Below are 16409 nucleotides of genomic sequence, written 5' to 3' on the forward strand. Positions count from 1 at the left end.
AAGCGGTGCTGTAGAATGTTAAAAGATACGGGAGAAAGAGTGATTCCAGAATACATGAAGCCTGACAACGGCATGTGGCTTGAACATCTTGCCCGCTATTATTTTGCACTCCCCTACGCGGCTGGGCGTGTGCTCGATATAGCCTGTGGCAGCGGGTATGGAACAAAGCTGACAGCAAAATCCCGCAAGAAACATATTACGAGCCTTGTTGGAGTCGACCGGGATGAAGATACAGTCATATACGCAAAAGGCGCACACTACCATCCGAAAGTAGATTTCATTACGGGAGACATTTTAGACCCTTCTTTACCAGAAAAGCTCGGTACCTTTGACACCATTTTATCTTTTGAAACGATGGAGCATGTACCTGATGATCGATTGTTTCTGGCACAGCTTGTAAAAATGCTGAATCCAGGAGGTACACTTGTTCTTTCTACTCCCTTTGGGGCAGGAAGAAACCAGCCATCCGGGACTCCATTTCATTACTTCCAGCTTACAAAAGAAGAGTTCACTGCCCTGTTCCAGGAATCCCGCTACGGCTTCTCTCATGTAGAATATTATTATCAGGCGGGAGTAAGCTTTGAACGAGAGCCACGGGAAGAGGTGCACTATCCTATCGGTATTGCAGTATGTAAAAAATAAGGCTGCCTTGAAATAAAAGTTTTGCTAAAAAGAAGTAATCATACTGCTTCACTTTCGGAGAGACTTGCCCAAGGGCTTGTTCTCGACTAATTTTGACGGAAAGAACGTCCGCCAAAATGGATTCTCCAACTGCGCTAGTCCTTTGGGCGTCCTCTCCTTCGTTACACAGCAGTATTAATTTTCATACTTCATGGTGCAAAAATTTTGCATGAGTGTCTCTGTTAAGGTGTTGATATAAGAGAGGTAAGCCTGCGGCGCCTTTTTCCGCAGGCGTCTACACCACTTTGGCTTCACTTTTTATTGGTTAAAAAAAGTTTGTAATAGGAGTAAGAAAAAAGTGGAAACCAGCAAACGCCTTTTTAGAGAGAGCTGGGAAGATCCCACAGCGAGGAAGCTGAAGATCTAAGGTCATTGGAGCGAAGTTTCCTTCTATCACCAGTGAATATTAACAGAAATAAAAAGAACCTGTTCCCTTGCTGATGAAGGGAACAGGTTCTTTGTTTTGAAATTATTTTCCCTGGCTTAAGTGCCTGTTCTTACTACTTCTTCCGGACGGTGGATAGTATTTCCTCCTTTGAAGAATAAGTTTCTATCTTTATACAGGAAATACAGGGACAGGGCAAATGCCAGAATATCCGCTGCCGGAAATGCAATCCAGACGCCCCAGACGCCGATGAACTGCGGCAGAATCAGTACGAGCGGTATTAGAAACAGTACCTGCCGTGCCATCGAGAGAATTAAGGCCGGTTTTGCTTTTCCGAGTGCCTGATACAAACCGCCGCTGATTACCTGCACACCAATTACAAAAGCAGCCGCAAATATTATCCGCATCGCATAGACACCTGCTTCAATAACTTCCGGATCTGAGGTGAACACAGTCATCAGCCATTGCGGAATCAGCATGACAAGTAAAAACACCCCTATTGAAAACCCAGTAACTACTTTTAAGGAGAGCTTAATTGCTTCCTGCATTCTCGCAAAATCCTGTGCTCCATAGTTATATCCGACAATCGGCTGCATTCCCTGTAAAATTCCCATCATCGGCATTAAAGTAATCATTGCAATCCGCTGCACGATTCCAAATACGCCAACGTAAAACTCACCGCCGTACTGAATCAGCATCGCGTTAATTGCTACCATCATTACACTTCCCGCTACCTGCCGGACAAATGCGGGGAGGCCGACAATAAATACTTCTTTCACTATTTTCAATTCCGGCATCATTTCGCTGAGCCGAATGAAAAGTGAACTCCTGCCGGCGAGAAAATAATAAAGCACCACGAAAGAAACACTTGCCTGGGAGATTACCGTAGCAACCGATGCTCCCTGTACTCCCATGTCCAGCCAGATAATAAAGATCGGGTCTAAAATAATATTAAGCACCGAAGGAATAATCATCGTGACCATCGCAAAGCGGGCGTTTCCTTCAGAACGTATAATAGCGTTCGTCGTAAAAGAAAAGGTGAAGAAAATCGTAGCGAGGGTAATCGGAAATATATAATCATGTGCCAATCCTATAATATTTTCAGTCGCCCCAAAAATCGTAAGTACCGGCTCCAGCAGCGTAAAAGAAGCTGCTGCTCCGAGCAGTCCGAGAACGACTACGAGACTTATGATATTACTGAACACTCTATTTGCTTCTGCTTCCCGTTTTTCCCCAAGTCTTCTTGAAATAACTGAGGAACCACCCATGCCAAGCGCAGCAGCGAGCGCCATCATAATAATCATCACTGGAAAAGCAATGGTTACTGCTGCTACCCCATCAATTCCTACTGCATAGGAAATAAAGATTGTATCTACAATGTTATACAGTGACATGACCAGCATTCCGATGATTGCCGGGATGGAAAGACTCTTCAGGAGCTGTGGAATCGGCTCAGTGCCCAGCCTTGTGCTTTGTTCTTTTTGCTGTACCATTTCACTGCTCCTTTCTTTGTTCCAGTTTCTGCTGCATGCTTTTTAACGTCTCTAAAAGCCACTGCTGCTGATCTTCACTGATTCCCGCAGTAAGTTCTTCTTCCATTTCACGCATTTCTTTCCATACAGCACTTTCCACTTCTCTGCCTGCCTCGGTAATTTCGATGACTTTCCGTCTTCTGTCATTTTCACTTTCTGCTTTAATTATCAAGTTCTTCTTTAATAAAGATTCAATAAGACCATTCATCGTGGAACCCTGCACCCTTAATTTGTTCTGCAGTTCTGTCTGGGACTGCGGGCCGTCTTCTCTGAGCAGATAAAGAATTCTCACGAGCGAACGGCTCAGCCCTCTATTGGCTAAGCTGCGATTATGCTGATTGTGAATTAAATGAGCAGTCAGACTGAGCTGATATCCCACTGCTTCTTCCATTCTTTTATTATTCATTTTCGTCCTTCTTTCTCCGTTCTGCTGATTACTTCGCTACCTAACATTACGCTAACCGAAATAAATAGTCAATGCTTTTGGTTTTATCTACATAACGAAATTTCTGAGTATAGGAACAAGGTTCGTCCGCATGCCCCCTCTCCCTGCACTCTATCTCTGCAGGTTACCTATAGAAAATTCCTGGACAACTTAAAAAGCCTGCTGGATGAACAGCAGGCTCTCCTAAATACACCTAAAATATTCTGCTTAATACCCTTCTTTAAAATTCACTACGTTCACCGGAAGCTCCTCATTGTTTAAATACGCCTTTAAGTTTGGCAGGAAGATATTGCGGATGACCCGATCATTATAAAGCGCAGTAGACCCAGCGGTATGGGGAGTGATGATTACCTGCTCCATGTTCCAAAGCAAGGAGCTTTTTGGCAGCGGCTCTGTTTGGAACACATCCAGCCCTGCTCCTGCAAGCTGCCCGGCTTCCAGTACTGCAATCAGTGCTTCTTCCACTACAGTATCTCCTCTGCCGATATTAATAAAAAAAGCTTCTTTTTTCATTTTTTGAAATCTTTTCAGCGTGAAATATTCTTTCGTTTCGTCTGTAAGCGGCAGGGCATTCACGATAACATCAGCTTCATTGATACGCTGATCCGCTTCAGCTGTAGTTATAACCTCATCTGTATTCGCTGAAGATTTTCCACTTTTTCGTACTCCTATTACTTTCATGCCAAAGGCTTGTGCTATTTTAGCAGTTTCTTCCCCAATCGCTCCAACTCCGTATATCATCATTGTTTTCCCGTGAATTTCTCCATTTAAATGTGCGTGATGCCACTCTTTCCGTCCCTGCTGACGCACATATTTATGAATTTTCCTCGTCCACCCCAGAAGCAGGGCAAAAATCGTTTCTGAAATTGGATAAGCATGTACTCCGTTCGCACTCGTTACGATATAACCTTTCTTTTCGTAAGTATCCAATGGAAGACTGTCTACCCCTGCACTCCATGTTTGAATCCAGCGCAGCGGTGCATCTTTGCTCAATTCTTTTTCCATTTCCGGTTTCCAGCCTGCTACAATTTCAGCGTTATTTATTTCGGATTTCCACTCTTCCCCTTTACGTCCGAAAATTACTTTCCATTCCTTCGCTGCCTCACGTACTTCCTCTTGAAGCTGCTCGCTTAAATCCTGCGCTACTATCAGTGTGTTTTTCATTTTAAGTTCCTCCTCTTCCCTGTCACAACAGCTCTTCTCATGGATATTAGTTCATGCTGCATGCGCATGCCTGCCGAAAGTCTACTTTTATTATGTACTTCATTATATAATTCCCTGTTTACGCCGAACGAATCTCATTTTCTTTAATAATCTTATCCGCTTCACACAATTTTTAAAAAGAAATACTACGAAATTGGCACACCTGTATAATATTTATTATACTGTATTAGTTGGTATGTAAGTAATAACAAAGGAGTTTTCTTAAATGTCACATAGTAAAAAATTATTGATTGCAGCCGCAGCTTTTGGAGTACTCGGTACTTTTATGGGCGGACATATGGCTGGGGCAGGTTCCCCTGCTCTGCGGCCTGTGCATGCGCATATTCTTGTTGTCGGCTGGCTGTCACTGTTTGTCTGGTCCATCTACTATAAAGTGTACCGGCCGAAACTCAGCCTCTTAACGACACTGCATGTCTGGACAGCTATTATCGGAACGATCGGACTTACTTCCGGGATGTACGTATTTATGCTGGATACAATACCTCTCCCGGATTTATTCAGTCTGCTGTATTATATCATCAGCGGTTCTGTTTTAATGCTCAGCTTTTTTCTTTTCTTTATCATTGCGTTAAAGACCCCTGATGAATAACCCGGGAACCGGAGGGAGGAAATTGTTTTGATTGAATCTATCGCGGGACCGCTTCGGCTGTCGCTGCAGATTTCAATATTCGCTACGTTTTTCGCGTTTACGGCAGGGGTGCTGCTTGCCTGGATTTTTGCTTTTCACAAAAATAAACTCACAAGCTTCTTATCTATTATCGTTACCATTCCCTTAATTCTCCCTCCTACAGTCCTGGGGTATTATCTTCTGGTAACGCTCGGGCGCAACAGTGTGATCGGCCAGACTTACGAAGCTCTCTTTGGGGGGCCCATTGTCTTCACCTGGCAGGCAGCGGTTGCTGCGGCTGCGATCGCTGCGCTTCCTCTCCTCATTCGTCCGATGCAGGCAGCTTTCGAGTCTATTGATGTAGACTATTTAGGAGCGGCACGCCTTGATGGTGCTTCCTCCTTTCAGCTGCTGCGCTTTATTATTCTGCCGATTGCCTGGCGCGGTGTACTTGCAGGGGTAGTCCTTGGCTTTGCGAGAGCAATGGGCGAATTTGGCGCAACGCTGATGGTTGCCGGGAACATCCCGGGCCGGACGCAGACACTTTCCATCGCAATCTATGATGCAGTTCAGGCAGACAGGATTGCAGAAGCAAATTTTATGGCGGCAGTGTTAACAGCTTTCACAGTTGCCATTCTTTATCTCGTGCACCGGCGCTTCGCCGCAAAAGTCTGAGGACAGCCCTCCCTGCAAATGGTCCTCTTGTACAATATATACAGGCACAAAAAAGCTGTGCCGGAAATCTGCACAGCTTAAACATATATGGCAGACACTCATAAAGAAATGTCTCTGGAGCAAAGAAACCCTCCGCCGAAAGCGGCCGACAGCAGTCTCCGCTGATTCAGGGGTCTTTTTTAAGATTCTTTTACTGAATCAAGCGTATCAAGCGCCTGCTTTACAGAACCATAGGTCTTTAAAGCAGAGAGATCAATATCCAGCCCGCTTGCACGAATCGCAATTTTAGGAGTAATCCCTGTAAGAATCATCTCTATTCCTTTTAACTTTAAAAGATCTGCAAGCCGGAAGATGCTTCCGGTTGCTGTTTCATCGATGTCCTGAAACCCTGAAAGATCTACAATAAGAGTGTCCACACTTGTGTTGTTAAGCTCCGGAAGAATTCTTTCCACAATAACATTCATTCTTCTCTCATCAATATTACCAATCAACGGAAGAACAGACACATCGGATTTTACGGGAACGATCGGCGTAGAAAGAAGATCAATCTCATTATTGTACTCTTCCAGCTTCTGCTCAGCTTTTTTATACGCAGTGATATCTTTTTGAATCCCGACAAAATAGAACTGTTCCTCATCTTCTAAGTATATAGGATCAATATGAAGTAAATTCCAGAAAGAAGTTCCGTCTTTCCTGTAATTTAATAATTCTACAGAAACAGGCTCCTTGTTTTTAATAGCTTTACGGATCGTTTCCACCGTCTCCGGATCAGTGTCTTCCCCTTGAAGAAACCGGCAGTTCTTACCGATGATTTCCTCATTTTCATAGCCAGTCAGCCTTGAAAAACCTTGGTTTGCATAGATAATTGGGTTATCCGGCTTGCTGGGATCACAGATAATAAAAACGAGCTGTGTTTTTTCCAGCACTTTATTTTTTAAAGCCTGCAAATCTTCTGCCACAGGATCTCCTCCTTCTTCATATTTCGCACATTTCCTATTGTACCCGACAACCTGCGATAATTAAAGAAAGGACTCCAGTCAGTTTCCTGATTGAAAGAGATTTGCCAGAATAAGCGTACATGCACCTTTTAATGTGCCGTCTTCCCCTAGTTCAGAAATCTCAATTTTTGTGGAAGCAGCAGCTTCTGTGAGCGCCCTGCCTGTGAGAACCTTATTCATCGGCGGAAGTAACACGTCCACATACTTTAATATACTGCCGCCGAGAATGATCAGCGGAGGATTCATAAAATGAATGGCACTGGTTAAACCGAGTCCAAGGTACCTGCCCGCTTCTTCAAACACCCGTTTACTTAATTCGTCCCCTGCAGCAGCATGCTGATAAATCAGCTGCATATCCGGGGTCTGGTCCTTTTCAAAAGATGCTTGTAGAGAACTTCCTTCCCCGGCCAGCAGCTTCTCTTCCATATTTCTCTGGATCGCATTTTCGGAGATGAATGTCTGCAGGCATCCTTCTGCGCCACAGGAACAAAGCGGTCCTTCCTGAGAAACCGGCATGTGTCCAAGTTCTCCTGCCAGGCTGTGATGCCCATGAAACAGCTCATTATTAATAATCAGCCCGGAACCGATGCCTTCTACAATGTTCAGACAAAGAAAATTATCAAAGGCTTTTCCTGCGCCAAACCACTTTTCTGCGATTGCCAGTGCTTTGGCGTCATTGGACACTTCCACCGGAAGCTGCAGATGCTGTTCCAGATGTTCTTTTACAGGGACATTCATAAGCCCAAGTGTCGGTGCATGAATGGAAACGCCGGTACGATGGTCGACAATGCCGTGCATTGCTACGCCGATACCGATCAGCTTTTCCTTCTTACTGCCGAGTTCTTCCAAAAAAGCCTGCAGCGCACTGGTAATGAATTCGAGGAAGCTTGTCCGTGTCAGATGTGCCGGAGTATCCAATACGCTGCGTTCAAAGAGGGATGCTTCCAGATCACTCACTACAAGACGCACTTTGCTTACCCCAATATCCACTCCTATTACAAAACGGCTGTCAGATTTTATCTTTAGTAAAATCGGCTTTCTTCCACCTTTGGATTCTCCAGCACTGCTTTCAAATACCATGTTTTCCTTTATGAGTTCGTTTACGATGTTCGTTACGGTAGGAGGTGTCAGGTTAGTTTCTTTTGCAATTTCCGCGCGTGAAATCGCCTGGTGCCGCCGGATCGTATTCAAAATTAAAGAACGGTTTAACGATTTCATATGACGGAAACTGCCTGTCTGCTGCGAAAGCATATTTTTCCCTCCTGCCTATAGCGATTCCATAAAACGGACAAAAGCTTTCTGTCCTTCTTCCGAACGTTTGAAAACACCGGAATGCCCTAGAATTTCCGCAAAAATCAATCCGACTTCCTGCTGCAATATTTCCTGATAATTATCGAGAGAAATATGAGGATTACGTTTTTTCACTTCCAGCGCCCAGTTTAAATGCTTGGAAATTGTTTCATTTGCAGCTATTTCCACTTCAGGTTCTTCCGTTAAAAGAGCCTCCCCCAGCTGCTGCAGTTCATCTTTTAATCTGCCTGGAAGCACTGCGAGCCCCATTACTTCAATTAAGCCGATATTTTCCTTTTTAATATGATGCACTTCTTGATGCGGATGGAAAATCCCCATCGGGTGCTCATCAGAAGTTCTGTTGTTACGAAGGACGAGATCGAGTTCATACTTCCCTTCCCGGTAACGGGCAATAGGAGTAATGGTATGGTGCGGTTCTTTTCCTGAAAACGGATAGATTTCTGCAGTTGTGTCCTCATATTGCTTCCATTGAGCCAGAATATAATCAGATGCTTCCACTACAGAATTTTTGTTTTCTCCTTTTACTCTCAGCACGGACATCGGCCATTTCACTTTCGCTGCAGTAACGCCGCTGTAATGCTTCACATCCACAGTTTCTTCCTCTTCCGCTCTTGCCATCGGAAACTCATACTTCCCTGCCTGATAATGATCATGACTTAAAATAGAGCCGCCTACGATCGGCAGATCCGCATTCGATCCGATAAAATAATGCGGATACTGTTCCACAAAATCCAACAGCCGCTGAAATGTCTGCTTCGTAATTTTCATTGGATCGTGGGAAGCTTTTAAGACGATTGCATGCTCATGATAATACACATATGGAGAAAACTGCACATGCCAGTTTTCCTCTGCAAGCGTTACAGGAATCGTCCGCAGGTTCTGTCTTGCTGGATGATTCATTCTTCCCGCATAGCCGACATTTTCCCGGCAGAGCAGGCAGAGCGGATAGTTCGCCGTGGCAGCCTGCTTTGCTGCTTGAATTTCTTTTGGATCTTTTTCCGGCTTTGATAAATTGATAGTAATATCCAGATCTCCAAATTCTGTCGGAGTCCGCCAGCTCATATTTTTCGCAATACGGTCTCTGCGGATATAATCAATATCCTGATTCCACTTGTAGAACCAGGCAGTTGCTGCTTCCACTCCTTTTTCCTCCTGTATCTGCCTGAAAAAGCTGATAATTCCAGAAGGACGCTCTGCCAATACGCCCATCAATTTCGTATCCAGCAGGTCCTGTTCTGTGACAGTATTATCTTTTAATACACCCGTTTCCGCAGCCCAGGCAAGAATTTCAGCTTTTATTTCCGGAAGCTCGCGTGGTTCAAGGTCCGCTCCAGGCATTTCTAAAGATTCCTGCAGCCCCAGCTTTTCCATCAGCTGATTTTTTATAAAAACAATATCTTCTTCTTCCACCAGTGCCTTCTTTTTTGCATAAGCGATCAGCTCATTTAATAATGCATCTATCATTACTTCTCACCTGCTTTATACCCCTGGGGATATTTTTGATGCCAGTCCCAAGCCGTTTTTACAATTGCCTTCAAATCGGAAAACTCCGGCTTCCATCCAAGTGTTTTCTGCGCTTTTTGAGAAGATGCTACAAGCGCTGCAGGGTCTCCCGCTCGTCGGGGGGCAATTTCCCGGGAAATACTTTTCCCTGTCACTTCTTCGACGGTATCAATCACCTGCTGCACACTGAAGCCATTGCCGTTACCCAGGTTGAATACATCGGAAGCGCCTCCCTCTCTCAGGTAATTCAGCGCTTTTACATGTGCCTGAATTAAATCTTCTACATGAATATAATCACGGATGCATGTTCCATCTTCAGTGGGGTAGTCGTCTCCAAAAACATAGATCTTCTCCCGCTGGCCAAGGGCGACCTGCAGAATAATAGGAATCAAGTGAGTTTCCGGATGATGGTCTTCGCCGATATCATATTTGGAATGTGCGCCTGCAACATTAAAATAACGGAGTGCCACGTATTCTATTCCATACGCCTCTTTGCACCAGTGCATCATTTCTTCCATGGCAAGCTTCGTCTGTCCGTAAGGATTGGTCGGCTTCGTTACAGACTCCTCAGTGATAGGCACCTCTTCAGGTTCACCGTAGGTCGCAGCAGTAGAGGAAAATACAATTCTTTTTGCGCCATACTGCTTCATTTTCTTTAGAAGGCAGAGCATACCGTAAACGTTATTATCATAATAATCGAGAGGCTGCTCCATGCTTACTCCTACTAGTGAATCTGCTGCAAAATGAATTACTTCTTCAATCTGGTGATTTGAAAAAACGGTGTCAAGTATTTTATCGTCTCTTAAATCCCCTTTATAAAAGACGGCTTTATCCATTACAGCCTGCTCATGTCCCATCTGCAGATTATCAAGTACAATTACTTCTTCTCCTTGATCTATCAGCTCCGCTGTTCCATGACTTCCAATATAACCTGCGCCTCCACAAACTAATACTGCCATTGTACATTCCTCCTTTTATTTATACCGAAGCTGCTTTCCATGAAGCTGCTACAGTTCTTTCGCGCCGTCACCAATTCCCACTACGTAGAAATCAGGTTTGACCCCTGTCGCTTTTTCATAGTCTGCTTCGATTGCTTCAAGCGTCTGATCCATTCCTGTTTTTTTGACTAAGCTTACCGTGCATCCACCGAACCCGGCACCAGTCATTCTTGAGCCGATCACGCCTTCCTGGTTCCAGGCTGCCTCTGCAAGTGCGTCAAGTTCTTTTCCTGTCACTTCGTAATCATCCCGCAGCGAAGTGTGGGACTCATTCATCAGCTTGCCAAAGGCCGCCAGATTCCCTTCACTGAGTTTCCTCTGTGCTTCTACTGTGCGTGCATTTTCTTTCACCGCATGTTTTGCACGGCGGAGATTTGTTTCGTTTTGAATGAGATGGGATTTTTCCGCGAGTTCTCCAGGCGTCAGCTGGCAGAGATATTCGATATCGAGTTCCTGCTGCAGATCTTTCAGCGCTGCTTCACATTCGCTTCTTCTTTCATTATATTTGGAATCGGCCAGTCCACGTCTTTTATTGGTATTTGCAATCACAAGTTTCATATCTTTCAGCTCGACCGGTGCGTATTCGTAATCCAGAGAATTACAGTCGAGGAGCATGGCATGATTCTCCTTCCCCATGCCGATCGCAAACTGATCCATGATGCCGCAGTTGACGCCGATAAATTCATTTTCCGCTTTTTGCGCCAGCTGGACCATCCGGATGCGGTCCATGTGAAACTGCTGCATTGCATCCCAGGCAACCGCCGCTGCAAGTTCAATGGAAGCGGAAGAAGAAAGCCCTGCCCCGTTCGGAATATTTCCGTAAACATATGCGTTAAATCCGCTGGTACCCGTATAACCATCTTCTGCGAATACAGAGAGCACCCCTTTTACGTAATTTGCCCAGTCGTGTGCTTCCTCATATTGCAGTTCATCCAGCGAGAAGGTAATTTCTCCTTTGTCTGTGAAATTACCGGAATATAAATGAACTTCCCGATCTTCTCTTGGCGACACTGCCATGTATGTTCCTACCGTCAGTGCACATGGAAAGACGTAACCTCCGTTGTAATCCGTATGTTCTCCTATTAAGTTTACTCTTCCAGGTGCAAAGAATACTCTTTCCGGGGAATGACCGTAGATTTCTTTATACGATTTCTGCACTTTTTCCTTCATAAAAAGCCACCCGCTTTCCGTTGGATTCTTTCTTAATTAAAATAATTAATTAAGTATTAGTTTTAGTATAACTTATTTTTTGGGAAAGAAAAAGGGTTCTTCTATATAAAGGTAGTTTGGGGCAGGTACAGTATTTAAGTTATTTCTCTCTGATTCAGCGTGTTTAATGAAAAGAACGGTTTTCTGTCATTAGTGGTCTTCTGTCAATAAGCTCCCTTTCTGATTTTATGAAAGACGAATCTGATTTTAATTTAGGGAATTTTGCTTTTATTCATCGTTATTGGAGCTTAATTCATCATTAACGAAATACCACTTTTTGAAATAGTACATTTTCCTAATCTCAGGTTTTCAAAGAACCTGTGAGAAAACGGGCATTACTCTCGCAGTAACAAGGGTTACTCATCTACCATTGCAGTTTACTCATTTTTCACAGGATTTACTCACGTGCTGTCTGTTTACTCTCGCGCTGGAGGGCGTTACTCATTTTTTAAAAGGTATATTCCTATTTATTCACTTTTATGGACGTGGAATTCATTTTTAACCAGCGTCCCCCATCCCCCAGCTGGCTGATGTTTTGAATTAAGCACAGGAGAGCAGTCATCCTTTCCTAAAGTCTCCCTTCAAAAAACCGCCTATGACTGGTTTTAAATATTTTTGATTGTTTTTGAAATAAAATGATTGATTTTGATTGTTTGATCGTTTATGATGTAGTTAACAACCAAATGAGGTGAAGCGAATGTTAACTTTTGAACGACAGCACGCAATCCTCAATCTGCTGCAAAAGCAGAAGATTGCTAAAATCGCTGAGCTTATCGATGCTACAGGTGCCTCTGAATCAACTATTCGACGCGATCTGAGCGAACTTGAGCGACAGCAAAAATTAAAGCGCATACATGGCGGTGCCTCCCTTCCCTCCCGTAAATCAGATGAACCTGGAATGTCAGAGAAAATCACTGCTTTTACGAAAGAAAAAGAGAGAATCGGCGCACTGGCAGCAAGCTACGTGGAGGATAATGATTCCATCTACATTGATGCCGGCACATCGACCGAAGCCATGATCAGTAAAATCACTGCGAAAAACGTCACCATTGTCACGAATGGACTAAATATTATCAACACTTCCATCCAGCATGATTTTTATACTTATGTGTTAGGAGGATATGTTAAAACCGGAACACACGCTTTTATCGGGAAAGCCGCTGCAGAAGCCATGCAGAAATACCGCTTTGATAAAGCTTTTCTCGGAACGAACGGAGTCGACCTTACCTTTGGATACTCCACCCCCGATCCGGAGGAAGCATATATCAAAGAACTTGCAATCCGCGAATCCCAGCAGGCTTTCATACTTGCGGATTCTTCCAAGCTCGATCAGACGTCTTTTACCTGCTTCGGCTCTTTAAAAGATGCCACTCTTTTGACAGACAGCAATAAAGACACCTTAGAATATCTGCATAAACTTGCAGAACAAACTTCTGTAGAGGCGGTGAAAATATGATATATACGATGACCTTGAATCCTTCCGTGGATTATCTGGTAAGCGTTAACAATTTCCAGCTTGGTAAAACGAACCGTGCGGATACCCAGCGGATGGTTCCCGGCGGAAAAGGAATCAATGTTTCCAAAGTCCTTCAGTTATTTCATATTCCCACGAAGCTTTTCGGTTTTACCGCAGGTTTCACCGGAGAATTCATTCAAAACACACTTCAGAAGCAGGGACTTGATACCAGCTTTATCGAAGTGGAAGGAATGACGAGAATTAATGTAAAGCTGAAAACGGACGCTGAAACAGAAGTAAACGGCCAGTCTCCGGAGATTACCGAGCAGGATGCAGCAAAGCTCATTAAACAGCTGGATCAGCTTCAGGAAGAAGATACGCTGGTGTTATCGGGAAGTCTTCCAACGAATCTTTCCCCTGACTTTTACGCCAGCCTGATGGAGGCTGCAGCGGTGAAAAATATAAGAACTGTGCTTGATACGAGTGGAGAACCACTCCGGTCCGGCCTGAAAGCGAATCCTTTTCTCATCAAGCCGAACATCGCTGAACTGGAGGCGCTTTACGATACAAAAACAGAAACGCAGGAAGAAGTTATTACTTTAGCAAAAAGAGCTGTAGAAGACGGTGCACAGCATGTGCTCGTTTCTTCCGGCGGCAGCCCGGCGCTTCTGGTAAGTAAAGAGCAGGTGCTGGAAGCTTCCGTTCCAAAAGGAGAAGTTAAAAACTCTGTCGGGGCAGGTGATTCTATGGTAGCAGGATTTCTTTTCAGCCTTACTGAGAAAGACGACCTTGTGCAGGCACTTAAGACAAGCGTCGCCTTCGGATCAGCCACTGCTTTTTCCCAGGGATTTGTCACTGAAGAAACCTTTCAGCGGCTCCTCCCTGATATTCAGGTAAAAACATTTCAAATAGGAGGGAAATAAAATGAAAATTACAGAGCTTCTAAAAAAAGAAACGATGATTTTAGATCTGCAGGCAACGTCTAAAAATGAAGCCATTGAAGAACTCGCTGCGAAGCTTGATGATGCCGGCCATTTATCCGACCGTGCTTCCTTCATCGAAGCTATTAAAAATAGAGAATCCCAGAGCTCCACAGGGATCGGGGAAGGCGTTGCTATCCCCCATGCGAAAACAGCAGCAGTAACAGAGCCTGCGATAGTGTTCGGCCGTTCCAAAGAAGGCATTGATTATGACGCACTCGACGGCGAAAAGAGCCATCTCTTCTTCATGATTGCAGCGAGTGAAGGTGCGAATGAAACTCACCTTCAGGCACTTTCCCGTCTATCCACCCTCCTAATGGACGAAGAGTTCCGTGAGTCCCTTATGAGCGCTGATTCGACTGGCACAATTTTAAAAGCAGTGGATCTGAAAGAGAAAGAAAAGCTGAGTGCACAGGATGCAGAAGAGGAAAAAGAAAAAACACAGGCCAAAGATGGTTCCAAGCCTTACTTTGTCGCTGTTACAGGGTGCCCTACCGGGATTGCCCACACGTACATGGCGGCAGACGGACTGAAAGATGCAGCAAATAAGCTTGGCTATGATATCAAAGTGGAAACAAATGGTTCTGACGGTGTGAAAAGCCGTCTTACGAAAGAAGATATCGAACGCGCTGATGCGGTTATCATCGCAGCAGACACGAAAATTGAAATGGACCGCTTTGACGGTAAAAAATTGATTAACGCACCTGTAACAGCAGGTATCCGAAAGCCGACGAAACTGCTTGAAGATGCTTATGAAGGCAACCTTTCTGTACACCGCGCTTCCGGTGAAAGCGGCGGAAGTGAAGAAGCAGGCACAGGCGGCAAGCGCTCTGTCGGTGCTGCAATCTATAAGCACCTGATGAGCGGTGTTTCCAATATGCTTCCTTTCGTTGTCGGTGGTGGTATTCTCATTGCGCTTTCCTTCTTTTTCGAAGACCCGGTAAATGGTGAAATCACCTGGTTTGGTGAAATTCTTTCCACGATCGGCGGCGCAAACGCGTTCTTCCTGCTCGTGCCAGTACTTGCCGGTTTCATTGCCTACAGCATTGCTGACCGTCCTGGTTTTGCGGCCGGTATGGTCGGTGGTTTAATGGCAAGCACCGGAGAAGCGGGCTTCCTCGGCGGTATTGTCGCAGGTTTCCTTGCAGGTTACCTTGTACTTGGAATTCGCAGAGTCTTTAACTTTATGCCGAAGTCACTTGAAGGCATTAAAACGATCTTGATTCTTCCATTGTTTGGTATCTTTTTAACAGGTTTCATTATGTACTTCCTTGTAGTGCCGATGGCAGCGGTACAGACAACACTTGTCGGCTGGCTCAGCGGAATGGAAACAGGAAACGCAGTCATCCTTGGTATTATCCTTGGAGGTATGATGGCAGTAGATATGGGCGGACCGGTTAATAAATCCGCTTATGCATTTGGCATTGCAATGCTTGAGGCAAACACGCTTATGCCGATGGCTGCAATTATGGCCGGCGGTATGGTTCCGCCACTTGGAATCGCACTTGCTACAACACTGTTTAAAAACAAGTTTACGAGAGAACAGCAGGATGCAGGTAAGACAAACTATATCCTGGGTGCCTCTTTCATCACAGAAGGTGCGATCCCGTTCGCAGCGGCTGATCCAGCCCGAGTAATTCCATCGCTGATTGCCGGGTCCGCAACAGCAGGTGCACTAGCAATGCTGTTCGGAAATGCAACGCCTGCTCCTCACGGCGGAGTATTCGTTCTCCTTCTGGTTGAAAATTGGCCGATGTACATCGTAGCAATTTTAGCCGGAGCTTTCGTTACGGCAATCATGCTCAAGATTTTAAAGAAAGATATCAGTACAGGTACGACAACAACGACAAATTCAAAAGCTGCATAATAAATCTTCCCCCATTTCTTATTAAGAAACGGGGGTTTTTTTGCATAGAAAAACCACCCGGGAACTGTTTCCCAGGCGGTACATATTTATCTTTCAGTCATTCTTCAAATAAACAAACTGCGTTGGCATTATTATCTGCTGTTAAATCTCTCCATGCGTTTATCGTCTTTATTTTCTTTCACCACCAGGATCGCATGAATCATACCCGGCACATAAAAAATTAATGTCAGGATCAGGTTAATGAAAGCCTGAAATGGCTTCCCGGAAAGAAATACAGCTACCGGCGGCAGCAGAATCGCTAAAATCCACATCATGTTTATCACCTCTTTAATTCCGCTTTTAACTCTTTCCTTCCCTTTTTTGACGGATTGCAAAACAAATTTCTTTTTTATTCTCTTTGTAAGATTGTGAATGATATATTGTATGGTCAATGAATTCTTTGGTTTTTTCCAAAACAGTAAGGAAGCTGAAGAGCTCGTCGACGGCAGGTCTGCGGCAGCGAAGTTTTCTTTTTCAAAAATGAACATTAACAAAGCTG

Annotated in this window: 15 protein-coding genes; 6 read left to right on the plus strand and 9 right to left on the minus strand. The window is 44.5% G+C overall.

The features are described 5' to 3' along the window. Positions 1-15: 15 nt before the first annotated feature. Positions 16-642: a class I SAM-dependent methyltransferase gene (locus BLP92_RS14435; protein WP_090843656.1), complete on the plus strand. Its 627-nt coding sequence runs from the start codon at positions 16-18 to the stop codon at positions 640-642. 522 nt (positions 643-1164) lie between these two features. Here BLP92_RS14435 and BLP92_RS14440 read toward each other — a convergent pair. From BLP92_RS14440 to BLP92_RS14450, 3 genes are all read right to left on the minus strand, one after another. Beyond that, the gene (locus BLP92_RS14440) at positions 1165-2559 is read right to left on the minus strand and encodes an MATE family efflux transporter (protein ID WP_090843657.1); all 1395 of its coding nucleotides are present in this window, start codon (positions 2557-2559) and stop codon (positions 1165-1167) included. Position 2560: 1 nt separating this feature from the next. Next, positions 2561-3004, minus strand: coding sequence for a MarR family winged helix-turn-helix transcriptional regulator (locus BLP92_RS14445; protein ID WP_090843658.1), 444 nt, complete (start codon positions 3002-3004; stop codon positions 2561-2563). Positions 3005-3250: 246 nt separating this feature from the next. After that, positions 3251-4207 (minus strand): D-2-hydroxyacid dehydrogenase, encoded by a 957-nt coding sequence (locus tag BLP92_RS14450; RefSeq protein WP_090843659.1) that lies wholly within the window; start codon positions 4205-4207, stop codon positions 3251-3253. 265 nt (positions 4208-4472) lie between these two features. Here BLP92_RS14450 and BLP92_RS14455 point away from each other — a divergent pair, with 265 nt between their 5' ends. Both BLP92_RS14455 and modB read left to right on the plus strand, forming a co-directional pair. After that, positions 4473-4856 carry a hypothetical protein gene (locus BLP92_RS14455; RefSeq protein WP_090843660.1) on the plus strand — a complete coding sequence of 128 codons (384 nt, stop codon included), beginning with the start codon at positions 4473-4475 and terminating at the stop codon, positions 4854-4856. A gap of 27 nt (positions 4857-4883) precedes the next feature. After that, entirely contained in the window at positions 4884-5549 is a 666-nt protein-coding gene (gene modB, locus BLP92_RS14460; RefSeq protein WP_244516867.1) for a molybdate ABC transporter permease subunit, read from the plus strand. 179 nt (positions 5550-5728) lie between these two features. On the opposite strand, the gene ytvA is transcribed toward modB, so the two are convergent. From ytvA to BLP92_RS14485, 5 genes are all read right to left on the minus strand, one after another. Continuing rightward, a complete protein-coding gene (gene ytvA, locus BLP92_RS14465; RefSeq protein WP_090843661.1) occupies positions 5729-6508 on the minus strand; it encodes a YtvA family blue-light photoreceptor in 780 nt (259 codons plus the stop codon). A 78-nt stretch (positions 6509-6586) separates the two neighbouring features. Further along, positions 6587-7798, minus strand: a complete 1212-nt coding sequence (locus BLP92_RS14470; RefSeq protein WP_090843662.1) for an ROK family transcriptional regulator — start codon at positions 7796-7798, stop codon at positions 6587-6589. Between the two features lie 15 nt (positions 7799-7813). Continuing rightward, complete coding sequence (gene galT / locus BLP92_RS14475) at positions 7814-9322, minus strand: UDP-glucose--hexose-1-phosphate uridylyltransferase (protein ID WP_090843663.1); 1509 nt, start codon at positions 9320-9322, stop codon at positions 7814-7816. After that, positions 9322-10320 carry a UDP-glucose 4-epimerase GalE gene (gene galE, locus BLP92_RS14480; RefSeq protein WP_090843664.1) on the minus strand — a complete coding sequence of 333 codons (999 nt, stop codon included), beginning with the start codon at positions 10318-10320 and terminating at the stop codon, positions 9322-9324. Before galE ends, galT begins: the two co-directional genes overlap by 1 nt. A gap of 48 nt (positions 10321-10368) precedes the next feature. After that, positions 10369-11529: a galactokinase gene (locus tag BLP92_RS14485; protein WP_090843665.1), complete on the minus strand. Its 1161-nt coding sequence runs from the start codon at positions 11527-11529 to the stop codon at positions 10369-10371. A gap of 736 nt (positions 11530-12265) precedes the next feature. Between BLP92_RS14485 and BLP92_RS14490 the strand changes: the two genes are divergently transcribed. Genes BLP92_RS14490 through BLP92_RS14500 form a run of 3 tightly spaced genes read left to right on the plus strand, consistent with a single transcriptional unit; the run spans position 12266 to position 15871 of the window. Continuing rightward, positions 12266-13024 carry a DeoR/GlpR family DNA-binding transcription regulator gene (locus BLP92_RS14490; RefSeq protein WP_090843666.1) on the plus strand — a complete coding sequence of 253 codons (759 nt, stop codon included), beginning with the start codon at positions 12266-12268 and terminating at the stop codon, positions 13022-13024. After that, positions 13021-13947, plus strand: a complete 927-nt coding sequence (gene pfkB / locus BLP92_RS14495) for a 1-phosphofructokinase (RefSeq protein WP_090843667.1) — start codon at positions 13021-13023, stop codon at positions 13945-13947. Before BLP92_RS14490 ends, pfkB begins: the two co-directional genes overlap by 4 nt. A 1-nt stretch (position 13948) precedes the next feature. Further along, positions 13949-15871: a PTS fructose transporter subunit IIABC gene (locus BLP92_RS14500; RefSeq protein WP_090843668.1), complete on the plus strand. Its 1923-nt coding sequence runs from the start codon at positions 13949-13951 to the stop codon at positions 15869-15871. A gap of 131 nt (positions 15872-16002) precedes the next feature. Here the strand turns inward: BLP92_RS14500 and BLP92_RS14505 are convergent, their stop codons facing one another. Continuing rightward, positions 16003-16185 (minus strand): YqaE/Pmp3 family membrane protein, encoded by a 183-nt coding sequence (locus BLP92_RS14505; protein ID WP_090843724.1) that lies wholly within the window; start codon positions 16183-16185, stop codon positions 16003-16005. Positions 16186-16409: the final 224 nt, after the last annotated feature.

It is taken from the genome of Alkalicoccus daliensis, from assembly GCF_900103955.1.
Classification (GTDB): Bacteria; Bacillota; Bacilli; order Bacillales; family Salisediminibacteriaceae; genus Alkalicoccus; species Alkalicoccus daliensis.

Excerpts from the sequence above, each read along its gene's own strand:
- BLP92_RS14435 (WP_090843656.1), top strand. The coding sequence starts at position 16 with ATGTTAAAAGATACGGGAGAAAGAGTGATTCCAGAATACATGAAGCCT.
- BLP92_RS14440 (WP_090843657.1), bottom strand. The coding sequence starts at position 2,559 with ATGGTACAGCAAAAAGAACAAAGCACAAGGCTGGGCACTGAGCCGATT.
- BLP92_RS14445 (WP_090843658.1), bottom strand. The coding sequence starts at position 3,004 with ATGAATAATAAAAGAATGGAAGAAGCAGTGGGATATCAGCTCAGTCTG.
- BLP92_RS14450 (WP_090843659.1), bottom strand. The coding sequence starts at position 4,207 with ATGAAAAACACACTGATAGTAGCGCAGGATTTAAGCGAGCAGCTTCAA.
- BLP92_RS14455 (WP_090843660.1), top strand. The coding sequence starts at position 4,473 with ATGTCACATAGTAAAAAATTATTGATTGCAGCCGCAGCTTTTGGAGTA.
- BLP92_RS14470 (WP_090843662.1), bottom strand. The coding sequence starts at position 7,798 with ATGCTTTCGCAGCAGACAGGCAGTTTCCGTCATATGAAATCGTTAAAC.
- galT (WP_090843663.1), bottom strand. The coding sequence starts at position 9,322 with ATGATAGATGCATTATTAAATGAGCTGATCGCTTATGCAAAAAAGAAG.
- galE (WP_090843664.1), bottom strand. The coding sequence starts at position 10,320 with ATGGCAGTATTAGTTTGTGGAGGCGCAGGTTATATTGGAAGTCATGGA.
- BLP92_RS14485 (WP_090843665.1), bottom strand. The coding sequence starts at position 11,529 with ATGAAGGAAAAAGTGCAGAAATCGTATAAAGAAATCTACGGTCATTCC.
- BLP92_RS14490 (WP_090843666.1), top strand. The coding sequence starts at position 12,266 with ATGTTAACTTTTGAACGACAGCACGCAATCCTCAATCTGCTGCAAAAG.
- pfkB (WP_090843667.1), top strand. The coding sequence starts at position 13,021 with ATGATATATACGATGACCTTGAATCCTTCCGTGGATTATCTGGTAAGC.
- BLP92_RS14500 (WP_090843668.1), top strand. The coding sequence starts at position 13,949 with ATGAAAATTACAGAGCTTCTAAAAAAAGAAACGATGATTTTAGATCTG.
- BLP92_RS14505 (WP_090843724.1), bottom strand. The coding sequence starts at position 16,185 with ATGATGTGGATTTTAGCGATTCTGCTGCCGCCGGTAGCTGTATTTCTT.